14 protein-coding genes are annotated in these 13751 nt (G+C 64.8%); 6 read left to right on the top strand and 8 right to left on the bottom strand.

Annotation, left to right across the window (positions count from 1 at the left end; translation table 11 throughout):
* The first annotated feature begins 57 nt into the window (after positions 1–57).
* On the top strand, positions 58–621 hold the full coding sequence (gene msuE / locus AC1DXU_RS02230) for an FMN reductase (RefSeq protein ID WP_477363804.1): 564 nt from the start codon (positions 58–60) through the stop codon (positions 619–621).
* A gap of 46 nt (positions 622–667) precedes the next feature.
* Here the strand turns inward: msuE and AC1DXU_RS02225 are convergent, their stop codons facing one another.
* Positions 668–1699 (bottom strand): hydroxyacid dehydrogenase, encoded by a 1032-nt coding sequence (locus AC1DXU_RS02225; protein ID WP_477363802.1) that lies wholly within the window; start codon positions 1697–1699, stop codon positions 668–670.
* Between the two features lie 143 nt (positions 1700–1842).
* Here AC1DXU_RS02225 and AC1DXU_RS02220 point away from each other — a divergent pair, with 143 nt between their 5' ends.
* The 5 genes from AC1DXU_RS02220 to AC1DXU_RS02200 all read left to right on the top strand — a co-directional run bounded on the left by AC1DXU_RS02220 (position 1843) and on the right by AC1DXU_RS02200 (position 6680).
* A complete protein-coding gene (locus tag AC1DXU_RS02220; RefSeq protein ID WP_477363799.1) occupies positions 1843–2916 on the top strand; it encodes a LacI family DNA-binding transcriptional regulator in 1074 nt (357 codons plus the stop codon).
* Between the two features lie 81 nt (positions 2917–2997).
* A complete protein-coding gene (locus AC1DXU_RS02215; protein WP_477363796.1) occupies positions 2998–3987 on the top strand; it encodes a sugar ABC transporter substrate-binding protein in 990 nt (329 codons plus the stop codon).
* 66 nt (positions 3988–4053) lie between these two features.
* Positions 4054–5046: an ABC transporter permease gene (locus AC1DXU_RS02210; RefSeq protein ID WP_477363793.1), complete on the top strand. Its 993-nt coding sequence runs from the start codon at positions 4054–4056 to the stop codon at positions 5044–5046.
* Entirely contained in the window at positions 5043–5819 is a 777-nt protein-coding gene (locus tag AC1DXU_RS02205; protein ID WP_477363790.1) for an ATP-binding cassette domain-containing protein, read from the top strand. Before AC1DXU_RS02210 ends, AC1DXU_RS02205 begins: the two co-directional genes overlap by 4 nt.
* 3 nt (positions 5820–5822) lie before the next feature.
* Positions 5823–6680 carry a sugar phosphate isomerase/epimerase family protein gene (locus tag AC1DXU_RS02200; RefSeq protein ID WP_477363787.1) on the top strand — a complete coding sequence of 286 codons (858 nt, stop codon included), beginning with the start codon at positions 5823–5825 and terminating at the stop codon, positions 6678–6680.
* A gap of 21 nt (positions 6681–6701) precedes the next feature.
* Here the strand turns inward: AC1DXU_RS02200 and AC1DXU_RS02195 are convergent, their stop codons facing one another.
* From AC1DXU_RS02195 to AC1DXU_RS02165, 7 genes are read right to left on the bottom strand one after another with little or no spacing between them, the layout of a single operon-like run.
* Positions 6702–8147, bottom strand: a complete 1446-nt coding sequence (locus tag AC1DXU_RS02195; protein ID WP_477363784.1) for an aldehyde dehydrogenase — start codon at positions 8145–8147, stop codon at positions 6702–6704.
* Positions 8148–8181: 34 nt separating this feature from the next.
* On the bottom strand, positions 8182–8967 hold the full coding sequence (locus tag AC1DXU_RS02190; RefSeq protein WP_477365934.1) for a coniferyl-alcohol dehydrogenase: 786 nt from the start codon (positions 8965–8967) through the stop codon (positions 8182–8184).
* 2 nt (positions 8968–8969) lie between these two features.
* Positions 8970–10040, bottom strand: coding sequence for a branched-chain amino acid ABC transporter permease (locus AC1DXU_RS02185; RefSeq protein ID WP_477363781.1), 1071 nt, complete (start codon positions 10038–10040; stop codon positions 8970–8972).
* Positions 10037–10927: a branched-chain amino acid ABC transporter permease gene (locus tag AC1DXU_RS02180; protein WP_477363778.1), complete on the bottom strand. Its 891-nt coding sequence runs from the start codon at positions 10925–10927 to the stop codon at positions 10037–10039. The genes AC1DXU_RS02185 and AC1DXU_RS02180 overlap by 4 nt, the downstream gene beginning before the upstream one ends.
* Positions 10924–11652: an ABC transporter ATP-binding protein gene (locus AC1DXU_RS02175; protein WP_477363775.1), complete on the bottom strand. Its 729-nt coding sequence runs from the start codon at positions 11650–11652 to the stop codon at positions 10924–10926. Before AC1DXU_RS02175 ends, AC1DXU_RS02180 begins: the two co-directional genes overlap by 4 nt.
* The gene (locus tag AC1DXU_RS02170; protein WP_477365931.1) at positions 11649–12392 is read right to left on the bottom strand and encodes an ABC transporter ATP-binding protein; all 744 of its coding nucleotides are present in this window, start codon (positions 12390–12392) and stop codon (positions 11649–11651) included. Before AC1DXU_RS02170 ends, AC1DXU_RS02175 begins: the two co-directional genes overlap by 4 nt.
* Before the next feature lie 21 nt (positions 12393–12413).
* Positions 12414–13718, bottom strand: a complete 1305-nt coding sequence (locus tag AC1DXU_RS02165) for an ABC transporter substrate-binding protein (protein WP_477363772.1) — start codon at positions 13716–13718, stop codon at positions 12414–12416.
* Positions 13719–13751 lie beyond the last annotated feature (33 nt).

Genomic DNA, 13751 nt, shown 5'->3' with positions numbered 1-13751 from the left:
TCTATCAACCTGTAGACATTGAAGGCGGGCTTGCCCGTAGCGAGAAGGTGCCGCAGCATGCCCAATCCAACCGTCGTCGGCTTTTCCGGCAATTTCACCCGGCCGTCCAAGACGCGCGGCTTCGTCGAACAGGTGGTCAAGGATATTGCGCGCCAGCATGGCCTGTCGGCGAGCAGCTACGACGTGGAAGATCTCGGCCCGTCGCTCGGTAGCGCCAAATGGGCACGCGACCTCGACGGACAGGCGCGCGCCATCCTCGACAGCATCGTTAATGCCGATGTGCTGGTGGTGGGCTCGCCAACCTACAAGGGCAGCTACACCGGCCTGTTCAAGCACTTCTTCGATCTCTTCGATCCGGTTTCCCTAAGGGGCAAGCCGGTGGTGCTGTTGGCCACGGGCGGCGGCGAGAGGCATGCGCTGATCGTCGAGCATCAATTGCGGCCGCTGTTCGGTTTCTTCGAAGCGCTGGCCTTGCCGACGGCGGTCTACGCCACGGACAAGGATTTCACCGACGGGGTGCTTCGGTCGGAGGCCATCCTGAAGCGCGTCGCGCAGGCCGTGGACGAGGTCGGGTACGCGCTGTCCCATCGGTCTGCTGCCCAAAGGCTGGCAGCGGAGTAGGGCTGCCGTCACCCGCCTCAATGCGTCAATCGACTGTTGATTGATCCTAGTTCTTGTCAACCGGCTTGGAGCGCATTCTGGAAACCGTCTCGCGCTCGGCGCGCTTGGAGCGCAGCGGCGGCAGGCCGCGGTCGATCAAGTCCATGTCTTCCAGCACCATGTCGCCCATGCGCTTGAAGGCGATGTCGAGGGCGCCGGCGCGGTGCGCCGAGCGCAGGAAGCCGGGCAGGGTGCGAACTGGGTGGCTTTGCGCCAGTGGCTCTTCCGGGAAGACGTCGCTGGCGGCGACGATGTGGCCGCTGCGAACAGCGTCCATCAATGCCGGGAAATCGACGACGCCGGCGCGGCTGAGCAGGATGAAGGCGGCGCCCTTGCGCATGCTGGCGAAGGCGTCGGCGCCGAGAAAGCCCTGATTCTCAGAGGTCACCGAAGCGACGACGAAGACGAAGTCGCTTGATGTCAGCACCTCGTCGAGCGAGGCCGGCTCGACGCCATTCTCGATCAGGATCGACGGCGGCAGCCAGGGATCGAAGACTTTGGTCCGGGTGCGGAAGCCCGACAGCAGCCGGTTCAGCGCGCGGCCGAGATCGCCAAAGCCGATGATGCCGACATCGGCACCGGAGAGCAGCCGCGCCGTCTGGTTGCCGTCGCCGCCCCACAGCTCCTTGCCTTGCCGGAAGGCGAGGTCGGCGTCGACGATGTCACGGGCGAGGTTGAGCGCCATGGCAAGGCCAAGCTCGGCCACCGGCTCGGCAAAGACCAGACCGGTGGTGACGACATGGATGCCGCGCGCAAACAGCGTCTCATAAGGCATGTTGTTGAGCAGGTTGCTTTCGACATTGAAGACGCAGCGCAGCGCTTTCATCGCCTCCAGAGTCTGCGGCGTGATCGGCGGCTGGCCGACGATGTAGCGGGCTTCAGCCAGCACATCGGCCGGCAGCGCCGCCACGCCATCCGGCGTCGTTTCGACGATGCGGTATTTCGCCTTGAAGCGCGCCAGTTGCGGCGGCGTGAAGATGAGATCGAGCGTGCGTGGTTCCGGCACGCTGATGACCAGCGGCAAGATGCTGTTGGACATGACAATTCCTCCCTGCGCGATCCGCACCGCGCCACTCGAAACAAACTTCTACCTTGGATTAAACGATTTACAACTGCGAAAAATCGATTTATCCATTCACACGCGGGACAAGATGCAAGGTCCCGCCCTCGGGAGGAGGACCAATGGCGCATCGGCAAGCCCAGCAGCGGCGTCCGTCGATCCACGACGTGGCAAGCCATGCCGGCGTGTCCGCCGCCACCGTCTCCAAGGTCATGGCGGGCGTCACCACGGTCAAGCCCGAAAATGCGCAACGCGTCTTCGATGCCGTCGAACTCCTCGGTTACCGCGTCGACCCGCTGGCCTCTGACATGCGGCGGGCCAAGCGCCGCATCATCGGCGCCATCATGCCGGAATTCGAAAGCGAGTTTTTCGGCCAGATGGTGACCCAGCTCGAAAGCCTGGCCGAGCAGCGTGGCTATACGCTGGTGGCGGCGTCGAGCCGGGAATCGGAAGCGCGCGAAAAGGAGATACTGGAGCGCATGCATGACTGGCGGGTTGCCGGCGTGGTGCTGGCGCCGGTGCGCAACGAGCATGGCCCCGCAGCCGCCTTCATGAAGCTGAACGGCATGACCGGCGTGCTGATCGACCGCGTGCTGTCGGACGACGCCTTCGACACCGTGTCTGCCGACAGTGCGGCCGCGAGTGCCGAGGTGGCGCGCGACCTTCTCGGCCGGGGCCATCGCCACATATTGGTCGTCGGTCTTGGTGAACAGGCGGCCACGGTGCGCGCCCGCCTCGACGGGTTTCGCTCGACCGCGCTCAAATTGGCGCCGGATGTCCGCATCGATGTCGTGCTTGCCGAAACCGATGTCGAACCGCTCAGGGCGCAGTTGCGCGACTATTTCGATGCGGGCGCCAAGGGAGGCGAACGCCCGACGGCAGTCTACTCGCTGTTCCTCAAAGGCACGCTGGTGGCGCTTTCCGAATTCCGCCGGCGCGGCTGGCATTGCCCGAACGACATCTCGCTGGTCGGCTTCGACGACGCCGAATGGATGCAGGTGACATGGCCGGCCATCGCCGCCGTGGTGCAGCCGGTGCGCCAGATCGCCGTCCACGCGATGGACGTGCTGTTTGCCAGGATCGAAGGCGAGGAGGGGCCGCCCAAGGCGCGGCTCGAGCCTTGTCAGGTTTTGATGCGGGAATCCGTTGGCTCGCCAGGCAACGGCCCGCATTCCGGGGGAGGAAGCCGACAATAGCCCCCATTGTCGAAGACGGACCAGAAGCGCCGGACCTGGCTTTGGCTCGCGGCGCGTGACATCAACCGGAGGAGAAACGAAATGAAATCACTCGCACCGAAGATAAATCGATTTACTTTGGCTTTTGGCGTCGCAATGGCGCTTTCCGCCGTCAGTGTGGCCAAGGCCGAGGACGGCGAATATGGCGTGCTGATGAAGACGCTGGCCAACCCGTTCTGGGGCGCGATGGGCCAGGGCGTCGAGGACGGCGCCAAGGCAGCCGGGGTGAAATATTTCCAGCAGGCGGCCGACAGCGACCAGGCGGCCGAGCCGCAGCTCAATCTGTGCAACACCATGCTCGAGCGCAAGCCGGTGGCGATGATCACCGCCGCCATCAACTCGACCAATCTGCTGCCCTGCCTGAAGGCGGCGCAGGATGCCGGCATCAAGGTCGTCGACCTCGACGGCAATCTCGACCCAGCGGTGCTCGACAAGGAAGGCATCAAGATCACCTTCCGCATCGGCTCCGACAATGTCGCGGCAGGCGGGCAAGGCGCCGAATATCTCGTCTCCAAGCTCGGCAAGGACGCAAAGGGTCCGGTGCTGGTGATCGAAGGCCTGTCGGGCAACATCACCGGCGAGAAGCGCGCCAAGGGTTTTGCCGATAAGCTCAAGGAATTGGCGCCGGGGCTGGAAATCGTCGCCTCCCTGCCGGGTGACTGGGATCGCAACAAGGCGGCTTCGATCGCCACCGACACACTGACCGCGCATCCCGACCTCGTCGCCATTTTCTGCGCCAATGACGGCATGGCGCTGGGCGCGGTGGAATCGATCTACGCGGCCGGCAAGGGCGAACAGGTGACGATCATCGGCGTCGACGGCAATTCAGACGCGGTCAAGTCGATCAAGGAAGGCCGGCTCAACGCTTCCGTTGCGCAGCTTCCCTATCTCGTCGGCAAGCAGGCGGTCGAGAACGTCAAGAAGGCGCTCGCCGGTGAAAAGGTCGAGGAAAGCATCGCAGTGCCGACCCTGGTGCTGACCAAGGATGTGATCGAAGCCGGCAAGGAGCCGATGCTCGAATACGTGAAATAGTCCTCCCGGACTGGGCTGGCGCGGGTTTAGCCTGCGCCAGCCACTTTTTTTTAAAGGTGAGGCAAGATGGCTTCTGAAATGGCGCAGCCCGGTTTCTGGGCTCGGGTGCAGCGTGCGTCCGTCGAACGACTTCATATCCGCCTGGAATCGCTGGTGGTGCTGCTGGCGCTGAGTGCGGCGATGGCCGTGCTGTCGCCGTATTTCCTGTCGCTCAGCAATTTTCTCAACATCCTGCTGGCGACGTCGACGATCGGCGTGCTGGCCATCGCCGCCACCTTCGTCATCGGCTCGGGCGGGCTTGACCTGTCGCTCGGCTCGGTCATGGGGCTGGCTGGCGTCGCCGGCGCCTTCGTCGCCGTCAATCTCGGCTGGCCCTCGGTGTTCGCGGTCGTTGCCTGCATCCTTGCCGGCGGGCTTGCTGGATACATCAACGGGCAATTGGTCACCCGCGCGTTTGTGCCCGCCTTCATTGTCACGCTCGGCATGCTCGGCATGGCGCGTGGCCTCGCTTTGATCATTTCGCAGGGCAGGGCGATCTACGGATTGCCGGCGGCGATCGTCTATATCGGTCAGGGCCGGCCGTTCGGCATTCCAATGCCGGTCATCCTGCTGGTGCTCACCGCCATCGTTGCCCATTGCGTGCTCGCCTACACGCGCTTTGGCCGTCATACGCTGGCGCTCGGCGACAGCGAGGGCGCGGCGCGCGCGGCCGGCATCCGCGTCGAACACCATCGCCGCATCATCTATACGCTGTCGGGCGCGCTGGCCGGTCTTGCCGGATTGCTGTTCACCGCCCGCGTCAATGCCGGCGACCCGACTGCCGGCATCAACTATGAACTGACCGCGATCACGGCGGCGATCATCGGCGGCACCAATCTGTTCGGCGGCCGCGCCTCGATCCTTGGCACCATGATCGGCGCGCTGATCATGGGCGTGCTGCAAAACGGGCTGACGCTGCTTGCGGTGCAATCCTACTACCAGCAGATGGCAATCGGTGCCGTGCTGATCCTGGCGGTGTTCATCGACCAGTACCAGGTGCGCAAGGAGTCACGCGTATGACCCTTCTCACCCTGCACGGCATTCGCAAGAGCTTTGGCGCCGTCGACGTGCTGCATGGCGTCGACCTGTCGGTCGAGGCGGGCGAGGTGGTCGGCCTCGTCGGCGACAACGGCGCCGGCAAATCGACGCTGATGAAGACCATCACCGGCATCTACCGGGCTGATGCCGGCTCGATCGAACTCGACGGCAAGGATATTTTGCCGCTCGATCCCGGCCAGCGGCGTGAGCTTGGCATCGAGATGATCTACCAGGACCTGTCGCTGGCCAAGCAGCAGGACGTGGCCGCCAACATCTTTCTTGGCCGCGAGCCGACGAAGAAATTGTTCGGACTGATCCCGGGTATTGTCGACAAGGCCGAAATGGACCGCCAGGCGGCGAAGATGATCGAGCGGCTGGGGGCGCATCTGCCGTCGATAAACCGGTCGGTCGGTTCGTTCTCCGGTGGCCAGCAGCAGACGGTGGCGATCGCTCGGGCGCTGACCTTCAATCCCAAGCTGGTGATCATGGACGAGCCGACGGCGGCCCTTGCGGTGCGCGAGGTGCAGAGCGTGCTCGATCTGATCCGGCGGCTGAAGTCGGAAGGCATTGCCGTCATCCTGATCTCGCACAGATTGAACGACGTGCTGTCGGTCACCGACCGCATTGTCGTGCTGCGCCACGGCCGGGCCGAGGCGGACCTGATCACCGCCCGGACCAACATGAACGAAGTCGTCAGCCGCATCGTCGGCGGCGGCGATATCAGTGCCGCCGCGGCGCATGAACAACGAGGCTGACCGATGAATACATTTGGACTGCACACTTTCGCCATTGCCCCGGTGTGGGACCTTGACCTGATCGAACCGCAGATGGAGCGGCTGAAGGCTCTGGGCATTGGCCTGCTCGAGATCCCGCTGCTGCGGCCCGAGGAGATCGACACCAGGCGCACGCGCGCCTTCGCCGAACGCCAGGGCGTCGAGCTGATCCCGTCGCTCGGCCTGCCGCGCGCGCTCGATGTTGTCGAGCGGCCGGACGAGGCGCTGGCCTTCCTCGAACCGGCCTTCGAGGTGTGCGAAGCGGTGGGTAGCACGGCACTCGGCGGCGTCACTTATGGCACGATCGGCAAGACGTCAGGCCGCGCGCCGACGGCCGGTGAAATCGACGGCATGTGCCGCTTCCTCGCACGCGCCGCCAAGGCGGCAAAAGTGCATGGGCTGGAGCTCGGCATTGAACCTTGCAACCGCTACGAGACGCATCTGATCAACCGCGGCATCGATGCGGCAAGGATCATCGAGCGCGTCGGCGCCGACAACATCTTCATCCATCTCGACACCTACCACATGCATATCGAGGAGGAGAGCTTTGCCGCCGGCTTCGCGGCGGCGGCGCCTTATCTTGGCTATGTCCACGTCTCGGAGGCCAATCGCGGCGTGCCGGGACGCGGCATGCTCAACTGGGCGGCCTGCATGCAGGCGATCGCCGCCATCGGCTACACCGGCGCGATTACGCTCGAAAGCATGAACCACGTCGATGTCGACATTGCCGGCGGGCTCGCCGTGTGGCGGCCGGTGGCCGACAATCCGAGCGATGTCATCGAGGTCGGGCTGCCATTCCTGCGTGGGGAAGCGAGGAGGGCCGGGCTGACACTCGGCAGATAGCCATCTGCCCTTCTGCACCGTTCAGAACGGATAGTGCTGGTGCGGATCCTCGATGGTCATCCAGCGCAAATCGGTGAATTCTGCAATCGACGCCTTGCCGCCGAACCGGCCATAGCCGGAGCCCTTGACGCCGCCAAACGGCATCTGTGCCTCGTCGCCGACGGTCGGGCCGTTGATGTGGCAGATGCCGGCCTCGATGCGGGCGGCAACAGCCATGGCGCGTTTGATGTCACGGCTGAAGACGGCGGAGGAGAGACCGTATTCGGTGTCGTTGGCAACGCGCACGGCTTCATCCTCGCCTTTGACGCGGATCACCGGCTTGACCGGGCCGAAGGATTCCTCGGCATAGACGCGCATCGACGGCGTGACGTGGTCGAGCAAGGTCGCCTCGACCACGGTGCCCGTGCGCTTGCCGCCGGCGACGAGCTTGGCGCCTTTGGCAACCGCATCGGCCACGAGTTCCTCCATCTTGTCGGCAGCCTGGCTGCTGATCAGCGATCCCAGCACGACATGGCCGCGCGGGTCGCCCGCCGGCAGATGCGATGCACGGGCCGCGAGTTTTGTCACGAACTCGTCGGCGACTTTGTCGTCGACGATCAGCCGCTCGGTCGACATGCAGATCTGGCCCTGATGCATGAAGGCGCCGAAGGTTGCGGCATTCACCGCAGCATCGATATCGGCATCGTCGAGCACCAGCAGCGGCGCCTTGCCGCCGAGCTCGAGCAGCGCGGGCTTCAGATGCCGCCCGGCGAGTTCGGCGATGATCCGGCCGATCTTGGTCGAGCCGGTGAAGTTGACGCGCTTGACCGCGGGATGCGCGACTAGCGCCTCGACGATGCCGGCGGCGTCCTTAGGATCGTTGGTAACGACATTGATGACGCCCTTGGGCAGGCCGGCTTCGACCAGAACCTGGCCGATCAGCCGATGCGTGCCGGGGCACATTTCCGAGGCCTTGAGCACCACCGTGTTGCCGCAGGCGAGCGGCATCGCCACGGCGCGGGTGCCGAGAATGACCGGCGCGTTCCATGGCGCGATGCCGAGACATACGCCGGGCGGCTGGCGGATCGCCATGGCCAGCGTGCCTGGTTTGTCGGACGGGATGATCTCGCCCGAGATCTGCGTCGTCATGGCGGCTGCTTCACGCAGCATGTTGGCGGCCAGCATGACGTTGAAGCCGGCCCAGGGGCCAGTGGCGCCGGTCTCTTCCATCATCAGTTTCGTGAATTCACCTACCTTCGAGGCCATTACATCGGCCGCCTTGCTCAGCAGCGCGCGGCGCTCGCCAGGTCCAGTCTTCGACCATGTGGGAAAGGCAGCCGCGGCCGCTTCGACAGCGGCGTTGGCGTCGGCCACGCTCGCCGCTGCGGCACGCGTCGCCAGTTTGCCGGTGAACGGGTCCATGCGCTCGTAGGCCGCCGAGCCGGACGCATCCCTTTTATCGCCGTCGATCAGAAGTCCGATATCCATTATTTTTTCTCCCTCGCTCCAGTGGAGCGTTTTCTTAGAAGCCGAGCACTTCGGCATTGATTGAAGCTTCGAGACCGCCATCGACCGGCACGTTGGCGCCGTTGACCCAGCGCGCGCCGTCCGAGCACAGGAACAGCACCACAGGCGCGATGTCGCCGGATGTGCCGGCGCGGCCGACCCGGGCAATGTCGCTGTCGACGCGGGCGTCGCCGAGCACGGTGCGGAACTGTTTGAGGATCGGCGTCTCCACCGGGCCGGGGCTGACGGCGTTGACGCGAATACCACGGCTCCTGAACTGATCCTGGTGCGCGGCGCGGAATGTCCACAGGAGCAGCAGTTCCTTGGAAACGGGATAGCCTTCCTCGTTCTTGACGGCGTGGTCGGCGACCACCTTGGCGACATCGGGAAAGCCCTCGATGCCGACCATGGAAGCGGCGCGGTTGAGATTGGCGCGCCAGCCGAAGCCGGCGATCGAGGCGACGTTGACGATGGCGCCGCCTTCGCGGATTTTTGGCGCGAGGCCTTCCGAAAGCGCCCGCAGTCCGAAGAAGTTGACGGCGAGCGTTGCCGCCGCGCCGGTGTTGCCGGAGAGGCCGGCGACATTGCAGAGCGCATCGATGCGCTGCGGCAGCTGCGCAACCAGATCATCGACGCCGGCCTTCGATGAAATGTCGGCCTTGACGAAAGTGCCGACCTGTCCCGTGGGTTCACGAACATCGACGCCGATTACCTCGGCGCCGAGCTGTCCCGCCAGTTCCGCCGTGCGGGCGCCGATGCCGGAGGCGACACCGGTGATGAGGATGGTTTTGCCGAAAAGCATGCTCATGCCTTCTCCCGCTGTGATGTGGTTTGTGGCGACTGTTGCGTGTCGTCGCCCGACGGACCTGTCTCGATTGCGGGCAGCCTGACGCGGTAGCCGACCGGCAGCAGGCGCAGGCCGAAACGCTCCTCGATCGTTCCCCACAGGCCGCGCGGCAGCAGCAGCGAAAACAGCACGGCGGTGGCACCAAGCCCGACCAGGTACCAGACGCCGGCGCCGCCGAACCATGTCTCGATGAGGAAGAACACCAGCGCGCCCAGAATCGCGCCCTCGAACGTGCCGATGCCGCCGACCAGCACCATGAAGATCATGTAAGCGGTCCACTGGACGCTGAAATAGGTTTTGGGCTGGAAGGTGATGGAGGTCGCCAGCCAGAGTGCGCCGGCAATGCCGATGCCGAAGGCGGCCAGCACGAACAGCAGCCGCTTGGTGCCGGTGACGCGCACCCCAACCGAGGCGGCGGCATCTTCATTGTCCCGGATCGCGCGGATCGCCGCGCCCGTGCTGCCGCGCAGCAGGCCAAACAGGATGGCGAGCAGCGCCGTCATCGACGCCAGCGCCAGCCAATAAATCGTCGCCCGCCTGGTGCCGGAATCATAGACGTTGAGCGAGATCAGCGATGTCCCGGTTTCGCCCTGCACCAGCCGGTCGAGATTGACCAGCAGATGCGTCAGTGCTGCGATCACCCACATGCCGATGGCGAATTCGCCGTTCTTCAACCGCAGCATGAACAGCGAGAGCGGGATGGACACGGCACCGACAACAATGCCCGACGCAAAAAGCGCGACGAACGGGTTGAGGCCGGCATCGGCCAGGCGGATAGCGAAATAGGCGCCGAGCCCGAAGAAGACCTGCTGTCCCACAGAGACCAGGCCGCCAAAACCGGCCAGCGCGTTCCACATCGCGGCCAGGATCACGTAGATGAACAGCGCGGTCAGCCGGTCGACCGCACCGGCGGAGAGGAAATGCGGCGCAATCGCAAGCAATGCGATGATCACGGCGACGGCAATCGCGGCGATGCGCGAGGTCGCGGTGCCGCGCTCGATGACAGGCATGGTGGCAGGAGCGCTCATGCTGCACTCCGCAGGCGCAACAGGCCGCGCAGGCCAAGGCCGGACGCGGAAAGTCGCACGAACAGCACGACCAGGAAGACGGTATGGCCGCCGATCAGAAAACCTTGCGGGTGCACCTGAGCGCCGAGCGTCTGGGCGAGCGCCAGCACAATGCCGCCAATCAAGGTGCCCCACAGCGAGCCGGCGCCGCCGATGACCGCGGCTTCGAAGGCAAACAGCAATTGCGGCGCGCCGGCATAGGGGTCGAAGGTGGCGCGCATGCCCAGAAACGCGCCGGCAAGGCCGACCGTGACCATGGCGATCGATGCGGCAATGGCATTGGCGCGGCGCGCATCGACGCCGACCAGGCCTGCCGTATCAGGGTCCTCGGACGTCGCACGGATCGAGCGGCCGAGCCCGGTGCGGGTCAGGAACAGCTGCAGCCCGCCAAGCAGCACCACGGCTGCGGCGAAGGTGATGACGGCGAGCTTGCCGACATAGATGCTGCCTGGCCATTCCCAGGAATCGTAGGACAGGCTGCCGATGTAGGGCGCCAGCGAGCGCGTATCGGCGCCGAACTGTTCGAACAAAAGATTGTCGATGACGATGGCCAGGCCGAAAGTGGTGAGGATCGGCAACAGCGCGCCGCCGCGCGCACTGCGTTCCAGCAGGAAGCGCTGCAGCGCCCAGCCGATCGCCGCCATCGCGGGCTGCACGATGAGCAGCCCGACCAGCGGCGCGATGTGGAATTGCGAGGCGAGCCACCACAGCGCGTAGGCTGAAAGCACGGCAAGGCTGCCATGGGCGAGGTTGATGATGCGCATCACCGAAAACATGAAGGACAGGCCGCAGGCGATGATCGCGTAATAGCCGCCGAGCAGGATACCCTGGATGATCTGGTTGCTCATGCCGGCACGCTCCCGGCGCTCGCCTTGTGCAGGCCGAAATAGGCTTTGGTCACCTCGTCGCGCGAAATGCCTCTGCTCGGGCCTTCCAGCGCGACGCGCCCCTCGAGCATGCAGATGACCTTGTCCGATACCGAGAGTGCACGGTTGAGGTCTTGTTCGACGAGAATGATCGTCGTGCCGGAGCTGATCAGCCCGTGCAGCGAGGCATAGACGCGATCGACGATCAGCGGCGACAGGCCGAGCGAAACCTCGTCGAGCAGCAGCAGTTCGGGGTTGCTCATCAGCGCCCGGCCGATTGCCGTTGCCTGCTGTTCGCCACCTGAGAGATGACCTGTTTTGGCATGGCGGCGGGCCTTCAGATTGGGAAACGTGTCGAGCACCTTGTCGACGCTCCAGTCGCCGGGCCGGCCAGCGGTCTTGCCGAGCAAAAGGTTCTCCTCGACTGTCATCTGCACGAACAGTTTTCGCCCCTCCGGCACCAGGGCGATGCCTTTGCCGACGCGGCTGTGCGACGGCACGCCGGACAGATCGGCGCCGTCGAACAACACCCGGCCTGCCGACGCCGGATGCGCGCCGGCGATCGCCCTGAGCAGCGTCGTCTTGCCGGCGCCGTTGGCGCCGACCAGGGCCAGCGTCTGGCCACGCTCGACGCTGAAGCTGACGCCGCGCACCGCCTGCAGCAGGCCATGCCGCACAACCAGGTTCTCGACCGAAAGCAGGCTCATTTTGGGCCTCCGCCGAGATAGGCGCTGATCACCTGGGGATTGGCCATAACGGCTTGCGGGTTGCCGTCGGCGATGATCTTGCCGGCATCCATGCAGATCAGGCGCTCGGCCACTTGCAGAAGAATATGCACGATGTGCTCGATCCAGACGATGCCGATCTTGCGGCGGCGCAGTTCCTTGATGGTGTCGACGAGTTCGCCGGCTTCGCCATCGGTCAGTCCGCCGCCGATCTCGTCCAGCAAAAGTAGCGTCGGCTTTGCCGCCAAAGCCCGCGCCAGCTCCAGCCGCTTGCGGTCGAGCAGGCCGAGCGTTTCGGCGCGCCGGTTGGCGACGCCGAGCATGCCGCAAAGTTCCAGCGAGCCCAGCGCTTCCGCATAGGCCTCGTCTCGGCCGAGGCCGGCGCCGTGCGACGCGGCAACGAAGACATTCTCGAAAGTGGTCATGCCGCCGAACGGTTTTGGCACCTGATGCGTGCGCACCAGCCCGAGCCGGCAGCGCTGGGTCGCCGGCAGCGGCGTCACGTCGCCGCCCTTGAAGCTGACCGTGCCTGAACTTGGTGGAAAGGCGCCTGAGAGCACGCTGAGCAAAGTGGTCTTGCCGGCGCCGTTCGGGCCGACAATGCCGACCGCCTCATTGGCGGCCATGGCGAAGTCGATGTTGTCCAGCACCACAAGCGCGCCGAAGCGCTTGTGGATGCCGGCGGCATCGAGGATCGCCTGCTGTTGCGGATGGGTCACCAGGCGATCCTCGTCAGCGGTCCATCAGCCGTTGTAAGGCAGAAGCTTGGCCTCGACCGGTACCTTCGGGTCGGTGGCGTTGTCGGTCACCACATAGTCGAGCGCGAACTTGCTGCCTTCCTTGGCGGCCACCCATTGTGTGCCGATGATCGGGCCGGGCGACACATTGGCCACCGGTCCGCTGGTGAAGTCGACCTTGCCGATCATGGTCTCGGTCTTCAGCGTGCTCAGCGCCTTGGCCACCGCTGCCTTGTCCTTGACGTCGGTGCTTGCCTTCAGCGCCTCGAAGCCGGCGTCGAGCAACGACATCGAAGCGCCGAGCTGCTGCGTCCACTGCTTGCCGCTCGCCGCCTCATAGCCGTCGGCAAGCTCGGTGCCCGAAACGCCGGTCAGCGGCGACTTGTAGGGGAAGGCTTTGTGCCAGTAGGCGGCGCTCGAAATCTTCATGCCGAGATCGCCGAGCGCCTCGATGTCGGACGGGAACAGTCCGGTCTTGGCAACCTGGGCGATCTTGATCTGCTTGGTCAGGCCCTGTTGTGCCGCCTGGCGCCAGAACGCGGCGAAATCCGGCGGGATCGGGAAGGAGTTGAAGATCTCGACGCCTTCCTGCTTGAACATGGCGATCTGCGACGAATAGTCGGTGGTGCCGGTCTCGTAGGCGCCGGGATCGACGATGGTAAAACCTTCCTTGGCCAGCAGCGGCGCCAGATGGGCGCGGATGGCGTTGCCGTCGGCATCGTTTGGATACATGACGCCGACCTTCTTGTTGGTCTCGATCAGGTTCCATTGCGAGATGTAGGTCTTGAAGAACTCGCCGACGCCGAAACCGAAATGATAAGTCCATTTGAACGGTGACGGCTCGCCGGGCTTGGCGCCGCGGCCGAAATACCAGGCTTCCCAGGGCATGACGGTGGACAGGCAAGGCACGCCGGCGGCTTCGCAAGCATCGGCCACCGGATTGATGACTTCGGGCGTGGACACGGCCAGCATCAGGTCGATGCCCTGGTTGTTGATCAGGTCCTTGGCCAGTTGGCCGGCGCGCGACGGATCCGATTGCGTATCCTGGTCGAGGATTTCGACGCTGTATTTCTTGCCGCCGAGTTCGATGCCGCCGGCCAGAGCCTTGCGGGCAAGGTCGAGCACGTAGCCGTCGGTCTGGCCGAAGCCGGCGAGCGGGCCGGTGCGCGGGCTGACGAAGCCGACCTTGAGCGTGTCACCCGCCGCGAAGGCTTTGCTGCCACCGAAAGCGAGTGCCGCGCCGCCGGCGATCGATGTGGCGATGAACTGGCGCCGCGAGACGCCGCGAATGACGGATTTGACTGGAGTCATGTGGTTGGTCCTCCCTTTTTCTGGCGGCGCCGT

It is taken from the genome of Mesorhizobium sp. P3_A10 (assembly GCF_056403175.1).
This window is presented reverse-complemented; position numbering and strand designations above follow the sequence as displayed.

Coding starts and splice junctions, on each gene's coding strand:
- AC1DXU_RS02205 (WP_477363790.1), top strand. CDS start 5,043: ATGACCCTTCTCACCCTGCACGGCATTCGCAAGAGCTTTGGCGCCGTC.
- AC1DXU_RS02185 (WP_477363781.1), bottom strand. CDS start 10,040: ATGAGCGCTCCTGCCACCATGCCTGTCATCGAGCGCGGCACCGCGACC.
- AC1DXU_RS02180 (WP_477363778.1), bottom strand. CDS start 10,927: ATGAGCAACCAGATCATCCAGGGTATCCTGCTCGGCGGCTATTACGCG.
- AC1DXU_RS02220 (WP_477363799.1), top strand. CDS start 1,843: ATGGCGCATCGGCAAGCCCAGCAGCGGCGTCCGTCGATCCACGACGTG.
- AC1DXU_RS02190 (WP_477365934.1), bottom strand. CDS start 8,967: ATGCTTTTCGGCAAAACCATCCTCATCACCGGTGTCGCCTCCGGCATC.
- AC1DXU_RS02200 (WP_477363787.1), top strand. CDS start 5,823: ATGAATACATTTGGACTGCACACTTTCGCCATTGCCCCGGTGTGGGAC.
- AC1DXU_RS02165 (WP_477363772.1), bottom strand. CDS start 13,718: ATGACTCCAGTCAAATCCGTCATTCGCGGCGTCTCGCGGCGCCAGTTC.
- AC1DXU_RS02210 (WP_477363793.1), top strand. CDS start 4,054: ATGGCTTCTGAAATGGCGCAGCCCGGTTTCTGGGCTCGGGTGCAGCGT.
- AC1DXU_RS02225 (WP_477363802.1), bottom strand. CDS start 1,699: ATGTCCAACAGCATCTTGCCGCTGGTCATCAGCGTGCCGGAACCACGC.
- msuE (WP_477363804.1), top strand. CDS start 58: ATGCCCAATCCAACCGTCGTCGGCTTTTCCGGCAATTTCACCCGGCCG.
- AC1DXU_RS02215 (WP_477363796.1), top strand. CDS start 2,998: ATGAAATCACTCGCACCGAAGATAAATCGATTTACTTTGGCTTTTGGC.
- AC1DXU_RS02175 (WP_477363775.1), bottom strand. CDS start 11,652: ATGAGCCTGCTTTCGGTCGAGAACCTGGTTGTGCGGCATGGCCTGCTG.
- AC1DXU_RS02195 (WP_477363784.1), bottom strand. CDS start 8,147: ATGGATATCGGACTTCTGATCGACGGCGATAAAAGGGATGCGTCCGGC.